The following is a 22,788-nucleotide window of genomic DNA, read 5'->3' as shown; positions in this document are numbered from 1 at the left end:
GTTTCTGTTCTCCTGTTACTTGCGCGGGAAAATATCTTCTAAAAGCTGAATGAGACTTTCTTTGTTATCGATCGCCACCCTGAGTGCGTAAGGAAATAGCGAATCGTATTCTGTTTCAAACTGGACTTTGCCACTAAGACTAGACGACGGAAATGCTACCTGAAGAAAACTGAGTCGAGGAGTTAGCACCAGTTGATATCTTTTATCGCCTTTGTTCTTGTAAGCAACGTATTGCTGTTTATTGAAAGGCAGTAACTTGGTATTCTTTCCTATCCAATACTCTGCCATACAAAACAAACTCGTTCCACCTTCAATGCTTTTAATTTGGGTAGAAATTAATTGGGGTACACCGTCAACAACTTCAAATCGTTGAACCACATCGTAAACTATTTTGTCAGTCATTTGAATTATGTGTGAATTGGATAGTGTAAGTTTCTCCTCACTATTGAAGAGAAACTTACATTTAGTTAGCTACTTTTTCTTGCAACGAATTACTTCAGCAACAAACTCAGGAGTTAACCCGCGTACCTTGATTTCAAATGGGAAATCTTTAATCCGCTTGGCTTTTCTGGGTTCAGCTTCTGTCTTGAGTGTGTAGCCGCCAACTGTAGCTACCAAGTTTAGATATGTAGTAGCCTCAGTTTTCGATCGAATCCCTATGTACGTGATGAAAGATTCAAATCCTGAAGCAGCATCCGGCATTTCTTGCCAATTGATTTGATTATTAATTGTGCCGACAATCGTGATTCGATCGCTCAATCTTACTACAACGTAACTACCGTGCGGTGATGTTTCCACTACTTCACCTTCAACACCTGCAAAATTGACTGTTTCCATGACCAAGATTCCTTACTAAGTAAATAACTCAACACTTCAAAGCGAAGCAAAACATTAACAAACCTTGGAAACAGTTTCTTAATTTTGTTTCTGTGATTGTTTCTGTGATTGTTTCTAGGATTGTTTCTAGGATTGTTAATGTTTTTGTAGCTAAGCAGGATGAGGAAAATGCTGTAGAGTTTGGAGAAGATACTCAGGTTGTAGTCCGATCGCTCTCACCTGATAGGGATAGCCACAGACAAGTTTGGCAAAAGAGACATCCTCATCGGGAGTTCCGCCAGCTTTGGTGATTGTGTCTTTAATAAGTTCAGCTTCGTCGTAGGTGTGCACTCCCACATATAGGACAAACCGCTCTGATAGAAAACCTGCGAGATTGTCCGTTGTTTCATCCCAAGTAAATCGGCTTGTGTAAATGCCCTTGACAGCGATCCGATCGGATAATCGGAAAATAAAACAGCCGTGGTGCGGAGACAACGCCAACACCTCAGCTTGAATTCCACCGAAATTAATTCTTTCCATTTCAGTAATCTTGTTATTTCAGCATCACTTTACAGCGAAGCATAGACCTCTTCTCTTTCTACTGAAGTGACAGGCACAGGAGATGGAACAAACGACTTGAAACGAGCTTGATGTTGAATCCTGTGCTGATTACCTATCGATCGGAAAACCTCTTTGATATACTTGAGGCGAAGATGCTGAAGATTTAATGGACCTTGCGAATACTGTTGCCACACTCCTTGCTGTTGAAGGTGCAGACACAGATAGAAACCGTAATCTGGCAAAACTAATGCTGGACATTTGATGCCTGTGAGGTAAGGCTGAAATTCCTTAACTGGCTTACCTAACTTATGCTTGCTACCTTTATTAATCAGCCAGAAATCAGCTTCGGGGAAATTGTTTTTCACAATCCAGTAAAAGAGTGATAAGTTTTCCATTCGTTTTGGGAATAACATCAAATCCCCAAAACGAAGTATTTTCATTTCTCTTTCTTGAATTTAACTCACCTACATAGCCTGTACCTGTATCTGTGCATAACGCGCACATGACTGTTACATGACCGTTACATGAGCATTGGGAAACAGAAACCTTTGGCTATGCGGTTCCTGTTTCAGAGCTAGAAGTTACCATAAAATACTAATAAAATCACGGCTGTCGATTTCCCAGGACAGAAGTTTTTCTTCAGTTCCTTGTTCAGTTTCGACAATATACTCAAAATATTGAGCAATTGTTGCTGAAGAAATGATCGACTTAACTCTGACTGTCCCGCAAACGGTGAAATAAGCAAAACCTACCTGGATGCGTAGCTTGCGGGCGCGATAGCGCATCGCCGTTGACACAAAGCGGGAGTTCGCAAGAAAAATAATATTCCTTCCTACCATCCACGCAAATATAGACACCGCCTCGCCAAACTAAATTTTGGCTAACTGGCAAATCAAATTCAGACCAGTGTGGGCGGGAAATTGGGGCGACTACCTTCTTTCCTGTTGGTGTAACTGTAACTAAAGTCATGTCAAAACTCATTGCGGAAGAACTCATGTCCTTACCGCAAAGCGTTTTTACCGTTAACCTCAGCTACTCTTACTTACAGATTAGGTCTGTTTCTGAATCTGTTTCTGTTACCGTTTTTGTTACGGTTACTGTTTCTGTTTCTGTTACTGTTTCTGAGGGTTCAGATTTTTTCCAGGGTGCAAAGATTTCGGTATCCTGGAAAAGTTCTTGAGGGCTGATGGTAGAGTTAGGCCGTTTGAGGATGCCTTTATCTCGGTAAAGTGGCTGCTCATCCAGAGCATAAGCTACAAGTTCGCTGCATATCCATTTCTCAGGATGCTCAAGCATATTGCTTAACAGTTCCTCCAGCTTTCCGGTCAGCAGCCGATCGAGCATCCGCCCAGGGAAACTGCCTGAGAGTCCTTGGGTCAAGATTGCGCCGAAATCGTATTGTTTGCCGACTTCCAAACTGGCTTTGTGTGCGATCGAATAGCCTACCGCATCGTTGAAAAATATTGGTTTACGGAAGAAGATTTGACAGTTAGGGTCATTGAAGTATTTGCTGAGGGTGCAAAGCTTGACTGTGTTATTTACCATGTCCGCTTCAATACACTCATCCTCACCTGTGACTATCAGCGTATGAGTTACGTGAATGTCACTCATCCTATCCCAACCCGTGAAGTAAGCAATTCCCAGAGACGTTAAATCTGTTCCTTTGTTGAGAAATCCAATGTACCCAGTTTTATAATTCACTTCATAATCTGGGGCTAATTCTGTTACTTTTATTGCGGGTTTCTCAGGAGATTGTGTTGTAAACATGAGGCTATACTCTAACTAACTTAGTTAGAGTATAGCAGTTTTTAACTGTTGATTATCGGGTATTCTGACCAATACCATTCCAAGAATCTTTTGATGAATTGAGCAGTAGGTAAATCATAAGAACTCACATACCAAAGAAATAAAGGCTCCTCTCTAACTCTTTCACAAAAACGAATGATGCGTCTATTAACTGTTCGGGTTTCAAATTGATTCCACAGAATCTGACGTTTTTCTTGGGCTGTTTTACCCTCAAAGAAAGTTGCTATGTTAATTAATCCCTTACTCTGCTTTCTTGACCAAGTAGATAATGCAAATTCTTTCCCTTCATAACCAACGCAGTAATGATTTTTGAGAAGGTTATCATCAACTCGCTTACCGTTTCGATGCGCTACGCGCCCGCAAGCTACGAAATAGGTTCCTTCTCGTCTGTTGACATCGTAAGGAAAAATGCTCATGGGATTAATATGAATTTATGACATGATTATTCTTGATATTAAAAGTAGTGTTTTGTTAGTCGTTTCCTGATTGCGAAGCACTTAACCAACAAACTACGTTAGCCTAGAAATACTGAGTTTCTAGGCTAACGTAATTGCTATATCTGATTTGCCAAATAATCAACGCATCTGGCAATAAGTTCAGCATGGGAACGATCGGAAATATAAATCAACTTCAATCTACCTTTATCTCGGTAAGCTTCAGCTAATTCCATAATCGCTCTAAAGATATCTGAATCAGAAACTAAATAAGGCTCATAGAAACCTTTTAGTCCTTTGCGGAAATACTTCGGTAAATGCTGTTGGATTTGTTGCCATAGCATTTGCCGATACTCTTCCACAGAAAACTTACCTCGCCACAGGGGAGAATTATCTAGTTGGTCATACAGATTGTTTACACCTTCAGATACATTGAAAACTTCGGAGTCAATATCGATCGCAAACTTGACTTTTTCAGTGGTAAATTTGGCGAAATCAAACTTTTCTACAGTAATAGTCATGGCAATTACGAGGGAGAAACAACACTCCCCCATTGCGAAGCACACCTCACCCAAAACTTCAACTACCTCAAATTCGGATGATTTTAGTTTTGCCTTCAGTTCGATCAATATTGTCTTTGGTTCCGCGACTGATGCCGTCCCACAGAGCTAAACCGTAATCGCAAACTGAGCACATTGCTTTGTCCCGATCGACATAACTGCCTGGAATTCCTACAGTTTCAAATCCAGTAACGTTTCTGGGTTTCCCGTTTCCCGACCAGAGAGCAAAGTAAACCTTAACATCCAGATAATTGCTGTTGCGGAGATATTCTTGAACTAGCTTGTCAACTCCTCCCGCATCACCAACAATTACCGAAAAGTTTAGCTCCATTATTCGATCGATTGATGGTAATCCAGCACTGATATCTTTGATGGATCGACTGCCAGAAATCATTACAATTTTAGTCATAATTTTGATTCAAAACTACTTCCCAAACACGAAGTGTAAATGATATAATTAAAATAAAGCCACGAATATGAAACTGAAATGTATTGATTTGTTTGCCGGAATAGGAGCTTGGGAATTAGCAGGCAGATTAGTAAACTCGAACTCTCAAATTAAATTAGAGACGATCGAATTCATCGAAATCAACCCATACGCTCAGCGAGTTTTAGGCGAACACTTTCCAGAAATCCCAATTCATTCAGATGTTCGATCGTACAACGCAATCCCACACAAAGCCGATGTTTTTTTCTGTAGTTTCCCTTGTACAAATACATCCGCAGCCGGAAAGAAAGAAGGACTTGCAGGCAATGAATCAGGACTGTGGTTTGAAGCTCTGCGCTGCATCATCATCGGCAGACCAATGTTTGTCATTATTGAAAATCCTGTCGGACTTATCGATCGAGGATTACGAACAATTCTTGGATCTCTCAGAATGGCTGGATTTGAAACAGAGGTTGAAATTATCAGCGCGTCGGAGTGCGGTGCGCCTCACGAGAGGAAAAGGGTGTTTGTCATTGGATACGCCGACAACCTATGCCTCCGGGAACGGCAAAACTTCTGCTGCTGGTTTGACCAAGTTGGAAAGCAGCTTGCGATCGCAAGGTCGTTTACCAGCTACCCAGAAATTAAACCCAGCTCTGTGTCTGTGGATGCTCGGAATCCCGCTTACCTGGCTGGAGTGCATTACGAAAACTGGTGGAGAATGAATCCGCCACCAGCAAACATTGGATTACCCCGGTACACACCCGGACGCGCCGAAGCAGTAACTTTAGCTGGCTTATCAATCTGTGTTCCGCAAGCTACAGTTCCCTTGATGCGTCTTCAATTCCTAGCTCACTTACTTAGCAACCAACATATTCGGAGATCAAACTAATGGGTAGAAAGAAGAGAAAGATGAAGCCGAAAGAAAGACTGTTTCTGGAGATGAGTTATGGTCGAACACTCAATCTACAGTGTATCATCGACAAATCACATCACAGTGACGGTCATGGCGTTTATCTAGAAATCGATCGAGGTAAGGAGAAGCAACATCGGCTAATCTCCGTTCATGCCAGCATATTGGATGCGTGGAAAGTTGCTTTGAATGGAAACTCGCTCTTAGAAAAATCCAGCTTCAGTTACTCAAAAAGCAACGATGACATTACTCAAGAGTTCATCCGTAATTTAGTCCAAGTTTATGGTGACTATGATTCAGATGACGCTCAATATATGCCCAAGGGTGATAATCGAGTTATTTTACCCTGGCTCTTGTCTGGGGGAAAGATGGACGATCCGAATATCCCTGAAGGAATTACCATTGAAACTCTCAAACCTCCTGTGACCAAAAAATGGAAAATTTACCATCGTAAATGTAGCCATCCTGATTATGCTAATGGGATGTTTGCAATCGGCACTTCAGACACGGATGTTTTGTTGACTCAAGACACAGAAATGGTAGTCATTAGCAATGCCTACATCCTTGCTGCTTATCTGGCAGACCACCTGAATGATACCGACCACAGCGAAAGATATTTGGCTCAGGCGGAACTCGATCGACTCTATGCAGATGCCCAAACAGTTTTCTCTGTTCATCTCAATATTGTTGACCTCAACTAATTTAACTATTCGAGTGTCTGGATCAAAAGGATAAAACCCGCTCAAATTCTTTGAGGACATATCTCAAAAACTTGTGATTCCGACTAAGAAGTTTTAAGAACCTGTCAGGGAGACAAGTAAATCCTTGCCGAGTCAGCTCCTCAACCAGAAAAAACACAGCATATCCAAAGTAAAACAGTTTTGGGGCTATATCACCTTCCGGCGTAAATCCTTCAGTGGATACGAACGAATTGCCTTTAGTATCTAGATACTGAACCATATAGAGAATCCCGCCAGCACTCAGTTCTAGGGATTCTCTATTATTTTATTTCAATTTTCCATTGGGTCGATCGAGTCTGAACTCATAGTACATTTCCCTAGTTAAATCGTTCATGTGGTCTAGCTGTTGCCTCAACCTCATGTTCTCTGCCTTTATCTGCAAATTATTTATTAACAGTTGCGAGTTATCGATCGATAATTCCGAATTAGCGACCGATAACCGTGCATATTCTCTCAATAAATCTGTGTATTCTGACATACTAATTTACTAATTTATTTGCTATATTATATCAAATTAGAAGTAACAATAGCTCACAAATAAACTGCTTCGCTAGGAGGTTTTGATGTCTATTTTTGTGAAAGTCTTATGGTTGCCGTACAAAATCCAACAGAAACTCAAACAAAACCTGTAGTAAACATTCATTGTGATGGCGCTTGCTCAGGAAATCCAGGACCCGGCGGTTGGGCAGCAATTCTCACAATTCCCGGTAAGTCAAATAGAAAAGCAATTAGTGGTCGAGCAACTAGCACGACAACAAATAATCGCATGGAACTGACAGCAGCGATCGAAGGGTTAAAAGCTCTCAAAAAGCCCTGCACGGTTACGCTATTTTCGGATTCAACTTATGTCGTTCATACTATGAACAAAAGTTGGAAACGTAATGCCAACCAAGATTTGTGGGAAGAACTTGATAACTTAGCAAAAGTTCATGAAATTACCTGGCTATGGTTGGCACGGAACTCAACTCCTGAATTAGTTGAATGCGATCGACTTGCTAAAGAGGAAAGCTTGAAGAAATCCCATTCCTGAAGCATAGCTCTATAATTATGACTCTGGAAAGCTAACTTTTCCAGAGCCATAATTACCCAGTGTAGGTATCAATCAGTGTGAGTTGAGCTATAATACTCTAACAAGTATTTACCAAGTATCCAGCACAACTGCTATGCCAACAGAAACACCAGAATCACCAGATATCACCGATCAAATAGGCGATGTCTGGGCAAATTTTCAATCGCTAACTGGGGTTGCTGAAATCAAAAAGATAATGAATGCTCCCCAACAATGGTTGATGGAACAGCCACTAATTCAAGGAATATTAAGCCATCCGGGAGGTAAAGCTATCTTGAGTTGGATTGAGTCATCACAAAATGTAACAGCTTTTCCGGCGCTAATAGGTCAATGTGGTACAGCATTTCTGGAAACATCCCACGGCATAAACAGAGCTTACAACAGCAAAGTTTATGATAATTTAGCTGGTGCCGGCGAGAAAGCACTCTCTGTACTAACTTCGACAAGCACAGAAAGAGGTATTTACGGTGATGTTATAAATGCCTTCAACAACAGCCTAAATCTACCAGAACTGTCAAAGACAGGGATTAAAATCGATTACGCTATGGGTTCTGCTTGGTCATCAATTAATCAGAAAAAGCTTCAAATGCAAGAAGAAGCTAGAAAATTACGAGATAAATATTACCAAGAATTGCAAGATGAGCGACTAAAATTAAACGATCGACGTAGAACACGAGCTAAATATAACAATGTGGCTAGAAGTTTGGTTGCTATGGGTGATGCACCTATCCCTTCTCCCAAAATTCTACGTTCTACGACAGGAACAGGAACAGGAACAGGAACAGGAACAGAAACAGGAACAGGAACAGTAATAGGTCATAGCAACTACGATATCAACTCTATTTACAACGATCGGATTTTATCAATCCGAAGTATCCAAGTTAACGCAAGCGCTTTGGTAATTGTCCCAGTCGTAGCACCAATAGTTGCTGTAGGTGGTGCTTTGGCGACTGTAGGGATTACAGCAGGCATAATCTCTAGCATAGCAAGCTGGTTCTTGACCAGTTGTATGACTCTGATTGGAATGCCAGCCAGTTTAATTTCAGCTCTCACTCATTGCGTAACTTCGATTGTACTCAAAGTTTCAGGAAGTTCTGGAGCTCAAGCACTAAGATTTTTTGCTGCTTCTGCTTTAAAAGCTAACGAAGCTCTGCTAATGACTGTTTTTGGTACGACGAATATGAATGTTACTGCCTGGATGTTTTTGTTGGCAATGGCTGGCCCGATTTTAATTGTCTCAATCATCATTATTTTAGCGATGCGAAACAAAACTGCTCTAGCAAAAACTCTCTATATCTTTGGAGATTTAGCCGACAATCCTAACCGATTTAATTTGATGGTAGCTTCCATGTACGACACTAATGCGATCGAAATATTGGACAAATTCAAAGCCTCAGCTAAAGAGATGCGAGACACTGCTCGACTTAGTATGAGCCAAATTGTAGGACTGGGGTTAGATGCTAAAAATGAGTATGCTATTTGTTATAATCTAACTAATCCTGATAACCCGGTTCAAGTCACTGGACAAGAAGCGATTGTAGCATTATTAGGAGCCGACAAAGTTGCTCGAATAGCAACAGGTAGGCTGAACTTTATGGACTTCATTTAATCAGATATGCCAACAGAATATGACCTCAAATACGACTGGTATGGCGCAGACGAAACACTGGCAAAAATATCAACTGTTGCTGTTTTGTCTGTGTGGGATTGCATTGCAAAAAATTGGTCAAATACTCCCAAAGTAACTTTGCGAAATACCCTGCTCTCAGGGTTGCACAAAGATGTTGGGAAAGATAGATTTTGCATTGGTGAAATTCCAGAAAATACCAAAAATGCAGCTTTGCTAAATCCATTTATAGCTAACAAAACCGATCGATATCAACTGGATTTAGCTAGCAACTCCCGCAACCACGGCAGATTCACATTTAACTTGGCTCCCATTGGAAAAGAGTATTATGGACTCAAAACAACTGAACAATGGAAACGAATCATTTACGGCAGTATTCTTCACACAGGATGCAAACATTTAATTGGGCGAGAATTCAATTATGTCATTGTTGATGATACAGCCCGAGATGCAAATGGAAATCCGCAAGATGACCCAATAAATAAACGGCACTGGAACAGCGGAGACAGTCACGGAAAAGCTTCCCGAGAATTTATGCAATTACTCGGCGCGGGAACAGTCGAATTTAATCCTGATGAAATTGATGCTGATATTCCTATTCAGTTTAGGATAGCTGCATTTAAAAAATGGGTAGCCAAAGGGACGATCGCCTATAATCCCGCACTAGATGACTCTGGCTATGATCTTGTCATTCCTTGGAGTTCTCTAAAAGGTAATAAACCAGCCCTCGGAAACTACAGAGATAAATTGCTGTGTGGTTTGGTATTTGAGGCGGAAAAACGCACAGCAAAAGCGGGCTGGATGCTATTTCAATGGTTTAAATTTGAAACTCTGGAACAAGACAAAATTATCAGCCGACTTCGAGCTAAATGTGAAAAGCTAGCTGCTGCTACTAACTCTATTCAAGCCTTGGCTACTGAGTTACGAATTCATCAAGTAGAAGCAGCGCAAGAGCGTGAACAAGGCGAGAGTATCCAGTCAGAAGCTGAATATGTCAATACAGCAATGGAGATTATTAAATATGACATAAAAGGGAGATTGTTACTGCATCCCTACATCACCGGGAAAGTAGCTGAAAGGCTTCGTGCCGTTTGGCTCAATTTAGCCAAAGCAGCCGGAGTTCGTTTCTGGTCACTGATGTCCCAGCCTGACGAGTATTTCCAAAAATACGAAACTACGGACGCTAACAACGTAACGACTTTTAGCCAAAAAGTATTTTGTGCACCGGGGATGCCAGTCGGTGAGTACATCGTATTTTGCAATCCAATGCGCCACTGGGGAGACTGTCAGCTTTGGATCAACCGTCATGAAGGCACTTATGCCAAAGGCTATGGATTGATGGCAGCCTCGACAAAACTCATGCTGAATTTGGGCAGAGACTTTGACGGGGACTTTGTTCAGCTCATCGCATCCAAGGAGTATCCAGCTCTGAGAGATGCGATCGCCAACTTTGACAAACCTCCATCCGTTGACAAACTTCCAAAAATGGCGTTGCCTGGAACTCTCCAACAAGTTGCCGTTAACAGCATGAATGACAGCACTGGGATTGTGGCTTCACTTCTGGGTCGGGCCCGAGGTGCAGGTGCTGAAAATATAGTCCTCAACATCCCGCCGGGGGGAATGCAGACTGCTCCCAAAGAAATGGCAATCATCGACTTTCTCAGTCAGGAATTGCAAATCGCTGTTGACTCCCTAAAATCGGCATATCCCAATAATGACAAGGGTTTACAAGCTGTTACCGAATATCTCAACACTCTCGGAGATGGCGGGAAAATCCCCTGGCTCAAAGATTTCAAAGAGGATGCGGTTTATTTATCTCGACCCTGTGCGGTTGCCGACGATGCGATCGATACTATCTCCCGACTGGTCAGAGTCGTTAACACCTACTGGCGACCAGCTCAATTGGAAACCAACATCGACATCAACTCCTTTGAGAATTCACTTTTTGTGGGCGTTGTGGTTGATCGAAGGCAATTAGATTTTGCTTTTGAACAGCGGAAGGGATATGCAGAGGAAATGAAGGTGGCGATCGAATGGAAAACTCAAAATGATGGCGATACTACCAAAATCCGTGAGGTGACGGCTAAATTTCAAGCTCTCAAAGAATTTGCGCTAAATCATGTTGCGACTGATGATGGCGCAGCTTTCAGCGAAAAAAGTTGGGCGGCTGCTTACTGGAGAGCGGTTCATACCAATGCTACTGCTTTAAGTACCGGGTCGCTAGTGTTCAACTTATTTAGGGAAGAGATTTTGACTGATTTACAAGAAAACCCTGATACTTTGCCTTATTTCAACGCCTACAACGTTCACAAGCAAGAACCCAATGTCTGGAGTAAAGGTGAATGGAAAGGGCAAAATGTTCTGATTCGGATTGTTCAGCGAATGAAGCCTGCTGCGGGAGAAGTGGCAGCACGGATGGAACTTGGCGTTGATATGAGCTTCCCTGAAAGTACCAGAAATGTCGGGTACTTTCCGCTTGGATGGATACCGAAAGAGTATCAGAGTAAGGTTGCGATCGGCGAAACTCGCGAGATGCGCTGTTACACCAACGGCAAATATATGGAGGAAAGTGGACGAATTATCACGAAAACAGTTCGGCTCTATAATCGCTCGCTCTCTCAAGAACAGATCGATTACTTAGAAAATAAGATGCCAGCAGGACTTTATACCCCTGAAGATTTTGGTCTACCACCAAATTAATCATTTGATAGTGCATAATTAAAATATTCATTAGTTAGCATTAGTCATGTCTGCCTTAACTGACCACGTAAAAGCTTCAACTGGATTTTCTGAAAGTACCGTTAACGCGGTATGGGATTCAGCAGTAGCCTTCATGTCACTCACTCTCCGCAATGGTGAAAAACTACCATTGGAAGGGTTAGGGATTTTAAAAGCTACCGATCGACCTGAACGTCAAGGACGCAACCCTCGGACTGGAGAAGCTATCACTTTTAAAGCTTCTCGCAGACCTAAGTTGACTTTCAGCAAATCCTTTTTGACTTTAGTTCAGCCAGATCCAAGCCAACCACAGCCTGCACCTGCTGCTGAATCTACTGCTCAATCTGTCGCTCCTGTTGCTCCTGTTCCTCCTGTTGCAGGCATTCAACCTCCTCCTATTCCAGCCGACTTGCTAGCGCAAAAAACCTTGACTCATCCTGAGCAAACCTGGCAAATCAAAGCTCCTGACAGTTCCTTCGTTGAAGTACCAACAAGTGAACTACCAGGCTGGGGAGTTAACGCTAGCACCCCGGTTTACTCGCCTAGCACAGGCTGGAAATTAGCGGGGAAAGTGCCGGAACTGGTAGGAATCGTCAAATAATAGTTTTGAACCAGACAGAAAAAAGCTTGAGTAGATGTACACTACTCAAGCTTTTTTCTTGCTCTATTTTATTTAGTAATTTCTGGCAAATCCCGAAAATACTGGATGCCGTAGAGAGCCTGTAGCAGTCACGCCAAGATAAACCACTTCCAGCGTTCTGCCTAAATAATCAGCTTGGTTTGCAAATATTGTCGATCGCTCCAAGTCAGTAAATCCTATCCCCACTCGACTATTGATGATTTGATTGTTAATCATTCCCCGAATCAGTAAATTACCCAGAGACTTTGCATATTTGCCACTACCTTTGGTAAACCCAACCACCGTAAAGTTGTTCTTAACAAAGTTTTTCACTTTTAGGAGATTGTTCGATCGAACCCCGGAGTAAATAGAGTTCGGATTCCGCAGCATTATCCCTTCATCTGAGAGTCCAGAGCTTTTGATAAACTCAGCTTCTGTTTGGATTACCAAAGGATTATTTTCAATCAATTTCTGAGGGACGTAGCTAACTTTCCCCATTGCTGGGAAAATTTGCTTGAGCTGATCTACTTCATGAACCGTCTCCATTGTCGGGAATTGATTGAACCCGATCGCAAAGATGCGGAATTGAACTTTTTGTTTATTTGCTACTACAGATTCTACAGTTTTTCTACTGCGGACAATTCCTGAGATAACATCAAAAAGAGTTCCAGGGATGTACAACTCACCGTCTATAAAAGATAGATTATTAGTCGATCGGATACTTTCGCATATTTCCTCAATCTCAGTCATTCCTGAATATCGAGTCAATCCCGATCGACTTCTCAATCCACTGGTCATATTTTCATATAAGCAGCGGACTCCATCTAGTTTAGGGCTGCTAAACCATTCTGTTACCCCATAGTTTTTTGTTGGGCTGTAAGTATTGGCTAATTGTGGCAACATCATTCAAACTTTCTCCTTAAACGAATCGACCCAAAGCAGGGGTTCGTAAATTCCCTGTAGCACTTAGCCCCATATAAACGATTTGGACTTGTTTACCCATATAGGAATCTCTATTCATCCAGAGATCCTGTTCCTCTTCATCGTTTAAGCCGTAAACACGAGTAATTTTATTAACTCCATTCACCATGCCTTCAACTGACATATAACTTACGAAATTCACTACAGGATTTTGAGTAAATCCAACAACAGTAAAGATTCCGCTTGTTATTCCTTTCACTTTTAATAGATTGTCCGATCGCACTTCTGAATAAACTGAATCAGGATTTCTTAGAAATATTTCATCAGAAATGCCAGAATTCACTATTTTCGTATATTCATCAAGAACTCCGAGCGGTGTACTGCGAATCAATTCTTGAGGTATATGGCTTATCATTCCTGTTGCAGGGATGTTTTGTCGCATCAGAGCAATCATTTCGTGAGCTGTCAGATTAGGGTTTGTTGTTGAAACAACAGCAGAAACTCTAAACTGAACAGCAAACTTTTCCGAAAGGTCATAGTTTGTTCGATCGCGTACCAACATCGTAAGTTCATCAAGTGTTTTGCCCGGGATGAACAGTTCACCATCAAGGAATGATAAGTTATTAGCATCACAGATGGCTTGACAAGCCAACTCAAGGCGATCGAGTCCAACAAATCGCGTGGTCAAAGTATGGCTTCTTAGTCCCTTGATATCGCCAAATCTTTGATAAATACACCGAATCCCGTTAAATTTAGGACTGCTAAACCAAAACCCTGTAGGATACTCCTTTGTTGGGTTGTAAGTGTTTGCTATTTGTGGAAGCATTTAATTCTTGTGATTATTGAATAGTTTGAGCTTCCTAGCCCTGCTTTATTAAAAACAGAGCTATGAAATTGCATAACTCAAAAGGCAGAAGTCACAGATTAGTTAACTGCCATTATGAAATTGCTGACACATCGCACAGTTTCACTTACGATTTTGTCAAACATCAACGCTAATTCTCGGTTATTTGGTTGATACCTCATTAACCCCCATTGTCCAGTAGCAGCAATTGTTAAGTCAGATTTGAAAATCATTGCTGTGGAATGGAACCAGGTGTTAAAGATTGTGTTCGGCATATTTGCACAAATTAACAACCCTGAACTGTTTGTAAAATTCATCATCACGTCCACATTGAGTCGAACCAATTTCCCGCAGGTCTGGTAAGTTACGCTGCCTGTGACTCCCGATGATAAGGGAAGTGCAACTGGGGCTGACCAAACAATTCCTGCTGGCCCGGCTGCTCCTGTAGCTCCTGTATCTCCTTTCGGGCCGATCGGACCAACAGGGCCGGCAACACCTTGAATTCCTTGCGCCCCGATCGGACCAGTCGCTCCCGTTGTGCCAGTCGCTCCCGTTGCGCCGGGAATGCCTTGAGCGCCAGTATCACCTTTGATTCCTTGAGAGCCTTGCGCTCCAGTTGCACCAATATCACCTTTAGGGCCGGTAGGACCGATCGGCCCAGCGATACCAGGATTTCCTTGCAGTCCAGTTGCACCAGTCGCTCCAGTTAAACCAGTCGCTCCAATTGCACCAGGTGAACCAGTATCACCTTTCAGTCCTTGAGGCCCTTGTGCTCCAGCAGAACCAGTTGCACCTTGCATTCCGGTTGCACCTTGCGATCCAGCCGGCCCGATCGCACCAGTATCACCTTTAGCTCCGGGGAGTCCTTGAAGACCTTGATCGCCTTGTTTAGCTCCCAAAGTCCAGAATGCTGACGGCGGTACTGAATTTATGCTTGGCGCGTTGGCAATGTAGCTGCTGCCGTTGTAGGCAACCGCATCAAACATGGCGTAGCTGGTTGTTGGGTTCCAATTTCCACGCCAAATTAAGCCGGGTCGCCCTTGAATTCCTTGAATCCCTTGAGCACCTTGCGCTCCTGTTGCACCTGTGGGCCCCATTTGACCAGTCAGTCCAATTTCACCCGGTATCCCCTGAATTCCTTGCTCTCCGCGATCGCCTTTAGGGCCGGGATTTCCTTGAATACCTTGCGAACCGACCGTGCCGGGAATTCCTTGATCACCACGATCACCTTTAGAACCTTGGGGGCCGGTTAAGCCGATCGGGCCCGTTGCGCCAACTTCACCGGGAATTCCTTGGTCGCCACGATCGCCTTTTATGCCGGGAACGCCCTGCGGGCCGGTTAAGCCTGGATTTCCTTGAGAGCCAGTAGCGCCAACTAAACCTTGATCACCTCGATCGCCTTTTTCACCGATCTGCCCTTGGATTCCTGGATTACCGATATCGCCTTTATCACCTTTCGGGCCGGCAATCCCAGGCACACCCTGTAAACCTTCAGCACCCGGAGCGCCGGGAGTTCCGGGTAAGCCACGTTCGCCCGGTTCACCTTGAATGCCGGGATTTCCTTGAGGCCCTGGACTGCCAGCCGGGCCGGTCAAACCTTGAATGCCTTGAATTCCTTGACTGCCTGGTTCCCCTTTTTCACCAGGGACACCGGGAGAACCTGCTACGCCAGCAGCACCAGGAATTCCTTGGTCGCCTTTCTGACCTACAGCTCCAGTTGCACCAGTCGGCCCGATCGCACCAGGTGTACCGGGTTCACCGGGAGTGCCGGGATTTCCTGGATCGCCTTTAATACCTTGCGGGCCGATCGCACCAGCCGGGCCAGTTGCACCGGGCATACCATCCGCACCCGGAGCGCCGGGATTTCCCTGAATTCCCTGAATGCCTTGAGGGCCTGGATTGCCAGTGGCTCCGGGCGTTCCAGGCTGACCAATATCACCGCGATCGCCTTTTTCACCCCTGATACCTTGAGGCCCGATCGGACCTTGAGGGCCGGTTAAGCCGATCGGACCTTGAGGCCCAACAATTGCCGGCTCTGGAGGAATAAGAGAAACCTCACGAGAAGCGGTAGCAACCACACTCGTGCCAACCATCAAATCAGCGCGTAGAGTTCCATTTTGTGTGATGGCTGTTTCGTAAGGAATCCAAGGAGATTCTTTGATAATTGTGCCATTGAGAGTGAAACGGACAAAAGAGTTAGTTGGCGGATATGCGACATCAGCAACTACTACAGTTTGCCCTGAATAAAGAATAGGAGCTCGTAGCGCAATTGTTGGAGTATTTAGCTTAACTTCAAAATTTATTTGAGCGGTCGATCGAACTGTGACAGGAGCTGTTCCAGTAATATCCTCAACTTCAATTAAATGATTCCCCGCAGTATTAATTGTAATACTCATCCCAAATTGATATTGAGGCGCAGCCGCCGTGCCGACATTGGTTGCTGTGGCGTCTGTGCCGACAACTGTACCGTTTAGTTTAAATCGAACGTCAGTATTTGTGTTACTGTCTGCGATCGCAGTAACAGGTAAGGAATAAGGCAAAGAGTTTACTTGAATACTTGGCTGATTTGGCGCGGTGATTCTAATTGCCATGATTATTTATTTAATTTGTGAATACACGAGATTTAATCTCTTCTCTGTAGTCAATACCAGAGAAGAGATTCAAAACAAGAGAGGGAAAGAACTTTGGCGCTTATCAGGTTTGAATCAGCAGAGCCTGAGCCAGGATAACTTCTGATTCCACTGATTCTCCAGCAATCATCAGAGTTGTGTAAGCATCAGGGCTTGTGTTGTCACCGTCATCGTCGTGAACCATGATGACTTTAGTATTTTGCAACTGACTGAATGTTTGGTAAAGCTCAGTTAGATATTCAACCTGTTCGATCGGCATCAAAATGCTAAATACTGTCTCTGGTAAAACAGGCTCTTCCATCGCCAAACCTTGGGTTGCCATCCCTACTAACTCTGTCAAAGAGTTTCTGATCAAAGGTTGAAACAGCTCATCTAAAGTTTTGTATTCAATGCGTCGTCTCGCCGGAGCTTTGTAACTAGGAGCTAGGGGATTCATCGCCTTGATTGCAGCTCTCCGCATTGAAGCATCTCTGCTGAGGATTGCTGCTTCATCCAATGGCAGTTTAGCTCTTTTAATTGAAAGCGGTGAATCGCTTTCAGATTGGGGCCAAAAGTTGTAGTCAGCGAGTGTTGCCCGCAGCATTTTTGTTGCGAATCCTGCTGTTATTGTCATGGTGGTAATCGAGCTTGGTATCGAGCGATAAATTATTTTTTTAGTATATCATCTCAATTTTATTTCTCTTTCTGACGGCAAAAACTTGATTTTTGTTTACAAATAAAATAGGAACAAAAATTAAATTTGACTAAGGAAATTCTGACCAGAAAACGGCAATAACAAATATAGAATCAGCAAAAAACTCGCAAGCTACAGAATTATTGTTTAAAACTGTTGCTTTAGTATTTGCACTTTTTTGAGTATCCAAAAACTAGGCATTTTCAAAATTGCTTACCCATTTATCACTTTTTTGGTCACCTAAGAAAACAATTTGACCATTTTCTGTAGCGGGTCAACAAAATAGTAAGCGAAACACACAACAAACTTGAGGATAAGAAAAACCAGTAGCGAACTGGTGCAACGCTATTAGTGGCGAGAAAGTGCATAAAATTTCAGGAGATAGGCTTGAATTTCTTGATTTTAAGCCAATCAAAGGAATTGACCATATAACTACTGTCAAACAGATGACTTTGACCTTCCCCACGAAAAGAAGCTTTGTTAGCAGGAAGCCAATGACAGTCACCGGAAGCATCTCGGATCAGGTAAAAGAAACATTGAGGAACGATCGGAAGTTCAATTTTACCGTAGCTGGCGGGGCGCGTAGCGCCATCGCCCAACCCGGACACCAGTTGCTGCCATAGTAGAAAAAGCAGTCCTTCGGTTCCTTAAACCATTCGATGTGATTTTTAGTTATTTTGGCTATTTTGCTCATGAGATTTAGATGTGATTTCAGCAACAGCTTGATTGAAAGCTTCATCGGTGGGTTCTTTAATCATACCGATGGCATAAAACCATCGGAGTTGGATATTTCGTCCCCCTCGGCAGATGGTTTTCTCTGCGCTATGGCATAAATGCTGGCTCCCTCCATTCAGAAGTTGGTCGTAATAATATGTGAGCCGATCGGGCGCTAGAGGAATTGGGTTTTTACCACCAAAGGGGCTGGTGTAGCAGGGTTTTTCTGGTACATTGTAAGCACTTAAATCTCTTGCCATTGGTTTTAGGTTAAGGTTGAGTTTGACCTCTCAGTAAGATGAGAGGTCATGGGTTAGGTTAACTAAACACTAAACAGATTCTGAAATTTGATATGCTGCCAGATAGATTTCGTCGGTGCTTTGCGGGCGCTGACCTTCTATCTGGTCACTTACTGCCAAAGCAATTTTGATTTTCTGCACTTCGTATTCAGTGGGAAGCACTCGGTTAGTGATACAATACCCGGCAGTCGAATCAAAGAATCTGTTCAGGTCAGTTTCGTACTTGAGAAACTTCACAAATTCTTTCAAATCCATATTGGTTCCTCTGAGTTTTTTCTAGTTGTCCCAAAGCAAGAAATGGGGACTTGTCCAGACATTGATGCGTTTCTGGACGTTATGTGCAATTCAATTCTTTCTTGAATTGATAAAGCATGATGATAGATATTCATAGTTCTTGAGAAAAAACATCATCGCCCAAAAGCGAAGCACTACGGTAAGACGCTTTAAGTGGTAATTTTTAACTGCCCAGTAAATCAAAGACGTGAATCTTTTCGTGAGTTGATGGTATTTCACGTTCACAACCAGGAAAATAGCATTCTGATTCAACTATTGCGTGATAAATTTCCCGTAAAGCTTGAATTGCGTTTGCCAAAACCAAATCGTTGGGAATCGCAAAATCGTTACTTTGTCCGTAGGCGTATGCCGGGGCGTAAGCCATCGCCTGATACTCTGGCTGTTTCTCTAGCAGTTCTAGAGTTTCTTGCGTCCCAGAAATGATTGCCTTAACGCGACAAAAACTGCGTTTTAAGCCCAAACCAAGCCAAAACAGGCTTTATATGCAGCTTGGGCGTTTATATTTTGTTGCAGCCAGCGCACAAATCTATAAGATATAGCTGTTCTCAAAGCTTCTAAGGCTTCAGCAAGTGGGCTAAATCTTTATCCCATCTGGGTTTCAGGCGGGTTGTCACTCCCAGCGCATTGTCACTAGATTATGCAAGATCCGACTTTTCCGACTTTACGATCCGACTTTTCCGACTTACAAAGGCGGGGCAGAGGAAGTATTATAGAGATAAGATGCCGTTTCACAACCTGTGGAAGCAATTAATAGACTTTCATAGCTCTTGAACGATACAGTTATAATCAGGGTTTAACCCTACAAAAGGGGGTTCTACTTAATTACTACCATATTGTTCTGAGTGTGCGCGATGATCGCACGTCGAGCGTGAAATTACGGCTATTTTTTAGCTCGTGATTTACAGAATAGTGCGTCCATCTTTTTTATATCAGTAAATCCCCTATGGACGGAGGGATATAAGGATGTACCAATTATCTCAAGAACTATTTGCTCTAGAAGTGAATGTAAATTGGGGCATTTCTTCTCAACCTTTTTCTACGTTACTCAGGCCCAAACAACGAAATGTTGAATTTTTACCTTCCATGACCTTTTCTTTACAAAATTTTTATCGATTTCTCTTGACAAGCATCTATCCAAAGACTTATCTTAAATATATCTAGAGATAGATGACAAAGAAATAAGCTGAGGAGTAAAGCTTGCAAAAAGATTAAATTGAATCTACAGGGGGTAGTGGCTCGAAAAATCAGAGTATTACTGCTGCCAAGGCATTCAAGAGCGGACGTATGGGTGCAATAGCAGCCTCCGGCAAAAAAAATTTGTATCGAGCCAACTTTTTGAAAGGTGCTGAAAGATTGGGAGAACAGTGGGTGCAGTTGACTGTCTTCTAAGGGAAGGCGAGGGTTCGACTAACACAACAGCAATAGCATAATTCACCTATTGCTTAACAAAACCATCCAACAATAGCAAGGTGCCGGAATAGGCTGCGGTTGGAGCAGCATTCAGCGTTTATCCGAATCCCTGCCAATTGAACACACAAATTATCGAATTACAGGAGTATGACCATTCTTAACTACAACGAAAGCACCTATCTGCAAGAAAATCCCGACGTGGCACAAGCCGTAGCTTCAGGCATTATTCCCAACGGCTTCGAGCATTGGGTAAAGTTTGGTTTTATTGAAAAAAGAACGCCACAAATTTCCTTCAACGAGCAATTTTATCTAGATGCTAACCCCCAGGTAGCAGCAGCAGTTGCCAACGGTAGTTTCTCAAGCGGATTTGAACATTATGCGCGGTTTGGAGCGGCTGAAGGTCGATCGCCCGTTGCCACTATAACACCCACAGGATCTCAACTTCAAGAAATCTTAAAACGCGGGTTTGTGCGGGTTGCAGTTAACGAAGATGCACTCGGATTTAGCAACCGAGAAGCCGACGGTTCATTTAGTGGGATTGGCATTGATTTTAGTCGCGCCATTGCCACTGCTTTGTTTGGGAACCCGAATGCAGTAGAATTCGTAGTCGTCAAAGCCGGTGAAGACTTTAACAGCGTAGCCAGTGGCGCAGTGGATATCGCCGCCACTTTGCCCACTCAATCTGTGCTCCGCGATGCCAGTTTAGGAGTAGATTATTCGCCTACCGTTTTCTTCGACACTCAAGCGGTATTGGTGCGTGGTAATAGTGGAATTAGTTCTGTTGAGCAGTTATCAGGAACAACCATCGGCGTATTAGCAGGAACGCGCTCTGGGCAAAATTTAATAGATGCCGCCCAACGTGCCGGAATCGCCCTCAACATCCAAACTTTCCCCTCGCAAGATGCTCTGTTTGGCGCTTACGAAGCGGGGCAATTGGGGGCAGTTTCGATTAATCGCGGGGTGCTGAGCAATCGCATTCCCACCTTATCCAATCCGGGAAATCAAGTCATCTTGGATGAAGCCATTTCTAAAGAGCCTTTAGCACTCATCGTGCCGGAAAATCAGTCTGAATGGGCTGATGTGGTGCGCTGGGCGGTCAACGCTCCCATCCAAGCCGAATTCTTTGGCATTAACTCCCAGAATGTGAATGAATTTCTTGATGGAAATTCCGCCAGTAAGCGCTTCTTAGGCGTGGAAGGGAATTTAGGAGAATCTTTGGGACTCAAAAATGATTTTGCGTTGAAAGTTATCCAACAAATTGGTAATTACGAAGAGATTTACAATCGCAATTTCAATCCCGAAGTGCTGCCGCGCCAGCTCAATGAACTAATGTTTGTCGAGCCTGGGGGACTGCTTTATTATCCACCATTTTCGGGGACTGACGAATTAAGTGTACCCTTGGTAAATAACGACAACCGCAACGTTTTACAGGAAGTTTTAGACCGGGGGTTCGTGCGCGTTGGGGTGAGAAATGATGCACCTGGACTCGGTTTTTCTGACCCCAACGGCAATTTAACCGGATTTGATGTGGATTTGGGTCGGGGACTAGCAGCTTCCCTATTTGGCGACCCCAACGCAGTGGAATTCGTGATTCAGAAAACGGGGGCTCAGCGCTTCAGCGATGTCGCCAATGGCATCGTTGATGTAACTAGCCGCAATGCCACCCTCAACCTCAAGCGGGATGCTTTGCTGGGGGTAGATTTTGCCCCCATTAATAATTACGATGCTCAATTTGTGGTAACACCAACCGCCAGCGGAATTACCTCTTTTGAACAGCTTGCAGGTCGCCGAATTGGCGTGACTGCAAATACCACTTCTGAGGCAACTCTGCGAGAAAAGTTGAGTGCTTCGGGCATCAATGCGGAAATCGTAGCCTTAGATAGCTTCCCCACCATATTTGATAGTTATATCAAGGGCGAATTGGATGCGATCACTGGCGATGGAAGTCTGATTATCTCTCGTCTTCTCACCTTACCCCCAGACCAGCGAGATCGGCATCAGCCATTTCCAGAAGTCTTGGGAGAGGAGCCTTTAGCAATGGTGGTGGACGAGAATCAATCCCAGTGGAAGGATGTGGTTTCTGGAGTTACTTATTCTCTTTATGAAGCGTTAGAACTGGGTTTAACTTCAGAAAATGTAGCTGAAGCCGTCAATAGTTCAGATCCAGTTGTCCGCCGCTTTTTGGGAGTGGAAGGAAATGTGGGTGAAAGTCTGGGTTTGTCGAATAATTTTGCTTTGAATGCGATTTCCGCAGTGGGGAACTATAGCGAAATGAGCGATCGCAACTTCCCGGGTATTCCTGCTAGCCCTTTGCAAGCGCCTTATACCGAGGGCGGTGTCTTGTTCTCCGTTCCTTTTGCTTGATTTTGCTGAGTCGGGGTGATTCATGAATCACCCTTACAACAATAAACCTTGAATATTGGCTTTCAATCCATTGACTAGGTGAAATCATTATGCAAGCCACTACTCACCCCATTGCCAACCGAGCCGAAGAACCACAATTTTTACACCGTCGCCCTACTATTTCAAGAGCAAAAAAGCTCGTGAAAATCCCATTTTTGATGATTATTGCGTTTGGCAGGATGCCCGGAAAACCTCAGCAGCTCCGACTTTTTTTCCAACTGCAAGGTTTCCTGAAAAGTAAAATTCTATCTTTGTTGATGGTGGAGTTTACATTAATAATCCGGCACTTGCGCTTTTGATTCAGGCTAAA

26 protein-coding genes are annotated in these 22,788 nt (G+C 43.4%); 9 read left to right on the top strand and 17 right to left on the bottom strand.

From position 1 onward, the window contains the following. Window positions 1-15: 15 nt before the first annotated feature. The 9 genes from QUA56_RS16750 to QUA56_RS16710 all read right to left on the bottom strand — a co-directional run bounded on the left by QUA56_RS16750 (window position 16) and on the right by QUA56_RS16710 (window position 4,586). A complete protein-coding gene (locus QUA56_RS16750) occupies window positions 16-402 on the bottom strand; it encodes a hypothetical protein (RefSeq protein WP_333359501.1) in 387 nt (128 codons plus the stop codon). A 69-nt stretch (window positions 403-471) separates the two neighbouring features. Beyond that, entirely contained in the window at window positions 472-837 is a 366-nt protein-coding gene (locus QUA56_RS16745) for a hypothetical protein (RefSeq protein WP_333359499.1), read from the bottom strand. A gap of 150 nt (window positions 838-987) precedes the next feature. Beyond that, on the bottom strand, window positions 988-1,356 hold the full coding sequence (locus QUA56_RS16740) for a hypothetical protein (protein ID WP_333359497.1): 369 nt from the start codon (window positions 1,354-1,356) through the stop codon (window positions 988-990). Window positions 1,357-1,385: 29 nt separating this feature from the next. After that, window positions 1,386-1,817 (bottom strand): hypothetical protein, encoded by a 432-nt coding sequence (locus QUA56_RS16735; protein ID WP_333359495.1) that lies wholly within the window; start codon window positions 1,815-1,817, stop codon window positions 1,386-1,388. 268 nt (window positions 1,818-2,085) lie between these two features. After that, window positions 2,086-2,373: a hypothetical protein gene (locus QUA56_RS16730; protein WP_333359492.1), complete on the bottom strand. Its 288-nt coding sequence runs from the start codon at window positions 2,371-2,373 to the stop codon at window positions 2,086-2,088. 42 nt (window positions 2,374-2,415) lie between these two features. Further along, window positions 2,416-3,144 carry a hypothetical protein gene (locus QUA56_RS16725; RefSeq protein ID WP_333359491.1) on the bottom strand — a complete coding sequence of 243 codons (729 nt, stop codon included), beginning with the start codon at window positions 3,142-3,144 and terminating at the stop codon, window positions 2,416-2,418. Window positions 3,145-3,185: 41 nt separating this feature from the next. Then, a complete protein-coding gene (locus tag QUA56_RS16720; RefSeq protein WP_333359489.1) occupies window positions 3,186-3,599 on the bottom strand; it encodes a hypothetical protein in 414 nt (137 codons plus the stop codon). A 137-nt stretch (window positions 3,600-3,736) separates the two neighbouring features. After that, entirely contained in the window at window positions 3,737-4,138 is a 402-nt protein-coding gene (locus tag QUA56_RS16715) for a hypothetical protein (protein WP_333359488.1), read from the bottom strand. A gap of 67 nt (window positions 4,139-4,205) precedes the next feature. Next, entirely contained in the window at window positions 4,206-4,586 is a 381-nt protein-coding gene (locus tag QUA56_RS16710) for a hypothetical protein (protein WP_333359485.1), read from the bottom strand. A 67-nt stretch (window positions 4,587-4,653) separates the two neighbouring features. Between QUA56_RS16710 and QUA56_RS16705 the strand changes: the two genes are divergently transcribed. Together QUA56_RS16705 and QUA56_RS16700 are read left to right on the top strand one after the other, a co-directional pair. Then, on the top strand, window positions 4,654-5,496 hold the full coding sequence (locus QUA56_RS16705) for a DNA cytosine methyltransferase (protein WP_333359483.1): 843 nt from the start codon (window positions 4,654-4,656) through the stop codon (window positions 5,494-5,496). Then, the gene (locus QUA56_RS16700) at window positions 5,496-6,218 is read left to right on the top strand and encodes a hypothetical protein (protein WP_333029265.1); all 723 of its coding nucleotides are present in this window, start codon (window positions 5,496-5,498) and stop codon (window positions 6,216-6,218) included. The genes QUA56_RS16705 and QUA56_RS16700 overlap by 1 nt, the downstream gene beginning before the upstream one ends. 304 nt (window positions 6,219-6,522) lie before the next feature. On the opposite strand, the gene QUA56_RS16695 is transcribed toward QUA56_RS16700, so the two are convergent. Continuing rightward, on the bottom strand, window positions 6,523-6,735 hold the full coding sequence (locus QUA56_RS16695) for a hypothetical protein (protein WP_333359481.1): 213 nt from the start codon (window positions 6,733-6,735) through the stop codon (window positions 6,523-6,525). A gap of 108 nt (window positions 6,736-6,843) precedes the next feature. On the opposite strand from QUA56_RS16695, the gene QUA56_RS16690 reads away from it, so the two are divergent. From QUA56_RS16690 to QUA56_RS16675, 4 genes are all read left to right on the top strand, one after another. Further along, entirely contained in the window at window positions 6,844-7,287 is a 444-nt protein-coding gene (locus tag QUA56_RS16690; protein WP_333359479.1) for an RNase H family protein, read from the top strand. A gap of 133 nt (window positions 7,288-7,420) precedes the next feature. Next, the gene (locus tag QUA56_RS16685; RefSeq protein WP_333359477.1) at window positions 7,421-8,935 is read left to right on the top strand and encodes a hypothetical protein; all 1,515 of its coding nucleotides are present in this window, start codon (window positions 7,421-7,423) and stop codon (window positions 8,933-8,935) included. A 6-nt stretch (window positions 8,936-8,941) separates the two neighbouring features. Then, window positions 8,942-11,653 (top strand): hypothetical protein, encoded by a 2,712-nt coding sequence (locus tag QUA56_RS16680; protein ID WP_333359475.1) that lies wholly within the window; start codon window positions 8,942-8,944, stop codon window positions 11,651-11,653. Between the two features lie 46 nt (window positions 11,654-11,699). After that, window positions 11,700-12,272 (top strand): HU family DNA-binding protein, encoded by a 573-nt coding sequence (locus QUA56_RS16675; RefSeq protein WP_333359473.1) that lies wholly within the window; start codon window positions 11,700-11,702, stop codon window positions 12,270-12,272. 72 nt (window positions 12,273-12,344) lie between these two features. On the opposite strand, the gene QUA56_RS16670 is transcribed toward QUA56_RS16675, so the two are convergent. The 4 genes from QUA56_RS16670 to QUA56_RS16655 all read right to left on the bottom strand — a co-directional run bounded on the left by QUA56_RS16670 (window position 12,345) and on the right by QUA56_RS16655 (window position 17,298). After that, window positions 12,345-13,196, bottom strand: coding sequence for an ATP-dependent DNA ligase (locus QUA56_RS16670; protein WP_333359471.1), 852 nt, complete (start codon window positions 13,194-13,196; stop codon window positions 12,345-12,347). A 13-nt stretch (window positions 13,197-13,209) separates the two neighbouring features. Continuing rightward, the gene (locus QUA56_RS16665) at window positions 13,210-14,037 is read right to left on the bottom strand and encodes a hypothetical protein (RefSeq protein WP_333359469.1); all 828 of its coding nucleotides are present in this window, start codon (window positions 14,035-14,037) and stop codon (window positions 13,210-13,212) included. Window positions 14,038-14,135: 98 nt separating this feature from the next. Next, window positions 14,136-16,646 carry a hypothetical protein gene (locus QUA56_RS16660; protein WP_333359467.1) on the bottom strand — a complete coding sequence of 837 codons (2,511 nt, stop codon included), beginning with the start codon at window positions 16,644-16,646 and terminating at the stop codon, window positions 14,136-14,138. 103 nt (window positions 16,647-16,749) lie between these two features. After that, on the bottom strand, window positions 16,750-17,298 hold the full coding sequence (locus QUA56_RS16655) for a hypothetical protein (RefSeq protein ID WP_333359465.1): 549 nt from the start codon (window positions 17,296-17,298) through the stop codon (window positions 16,750-16,752). Window positions 17,299-17,852: 554 nt separating this feature from the next. Here QUA56_RS16655 and QUA56_RS16650 point away from each other — a divergent pair. After that, the gene (locus QUA56_RS16650) at window positions 17,853-17,981 is read left to right on the top strand and encodes a hypothetical protein (RefSeq protein ID WP_333359463.1); all 129 of its coding nucleotides are present in this window, start codon (window positions 17,853-17,855) and stop codon (window positions 17,979-17,981) included. 45 nt (window positions 17,982-18,026) lie between these two features. Here the strand turns inward: QUA56_RS16650 and QUA56_RS16645 are convergent, their stop codons facing one another. From QUA56_RS16645 to QUA56_RS16635, 3 genes are all read right to left on the bottom strand, one after another. Further along, window positions 18,027-18,332: a hypothetical protein gene (locus tag QUA56_RS16645; RefSeq protein WP_333359461.1), complete on the bottom strand. Its 306-nt coding sequence runs from the start codon at window positions 18,330-18,332 to the stop codon at window positions 18,027-18,029. 69 nt (window positions 18,333-18,401) lie between these two features. Next, window positions 18,402-18,626, bottom strand: coding sequence for a hypothetical protein (locus QUA56_RS16640; protein ID WP_333359459.1), 225 nt, complete (start codon window positions 18,624-18,626; stop codon window positions 18,402-18,404). A 202-nt stretch (window positions 18,627-18,828) separates the two neighbouring features. Further along, on the bottom strand, window positions 18,829-19,125 hold the full coding sequence (locus tag QUA56_RS16635; RefSeq protein WP_333359458.1) for a hypothetical protein: 297 nt from the start codon (window positions 19,123-19,125) through the stop codon (window positions 18,829-18,831). A gap of 1,097 nt (window positions 19,126-20,222) precedes the next feature. On the opposite strand from QUA56_RS16635, the gene QUA56_RS16630 reads away from it, so the two are divergent. Both QUA56_RS16630 and QUA56_RS16625 read left to right on the top strand, forming a co-directional pair. Continuing rightward, a complete protein-coding gene (locus QUA56_RS16630; protein WP_333359456.1) occupies window positions 20,223-22,439 on the top strand; it encodes a transporter substrate-binding domain-containing protein in 2,217 nt (738 codons plus the stop codon). An 89-nt stretch (window positions 22,440-22,528) separates the two neighbouring features. Beyond that, window positions 22,529-22,777 (top strand): hypothetical protein, encoded by a 249-nt coding sequence (locus QUA56_RS16625; protein ID WP_333359454.1) that lies wholly within the window; start codon window positions 22,529-22,531, stop codon window positions 22,775-22,777. Window positions 22,778-22,788 lie beyond the last annotated feature (11 nt).

Origin of the sequence: Microcoleus sp. N3A4, from assembly GCF_036701805.1 — a bacterium.
Taxonomy (GTDB): Bacteria; Cyanobacteriota; Cyanobacteriia; order Cyanobacteriales; family Microcoleaceae; genus Microcoleus.
This window is presented reverse-complemented; position numbering and strand designations above follow the sequence as displayed.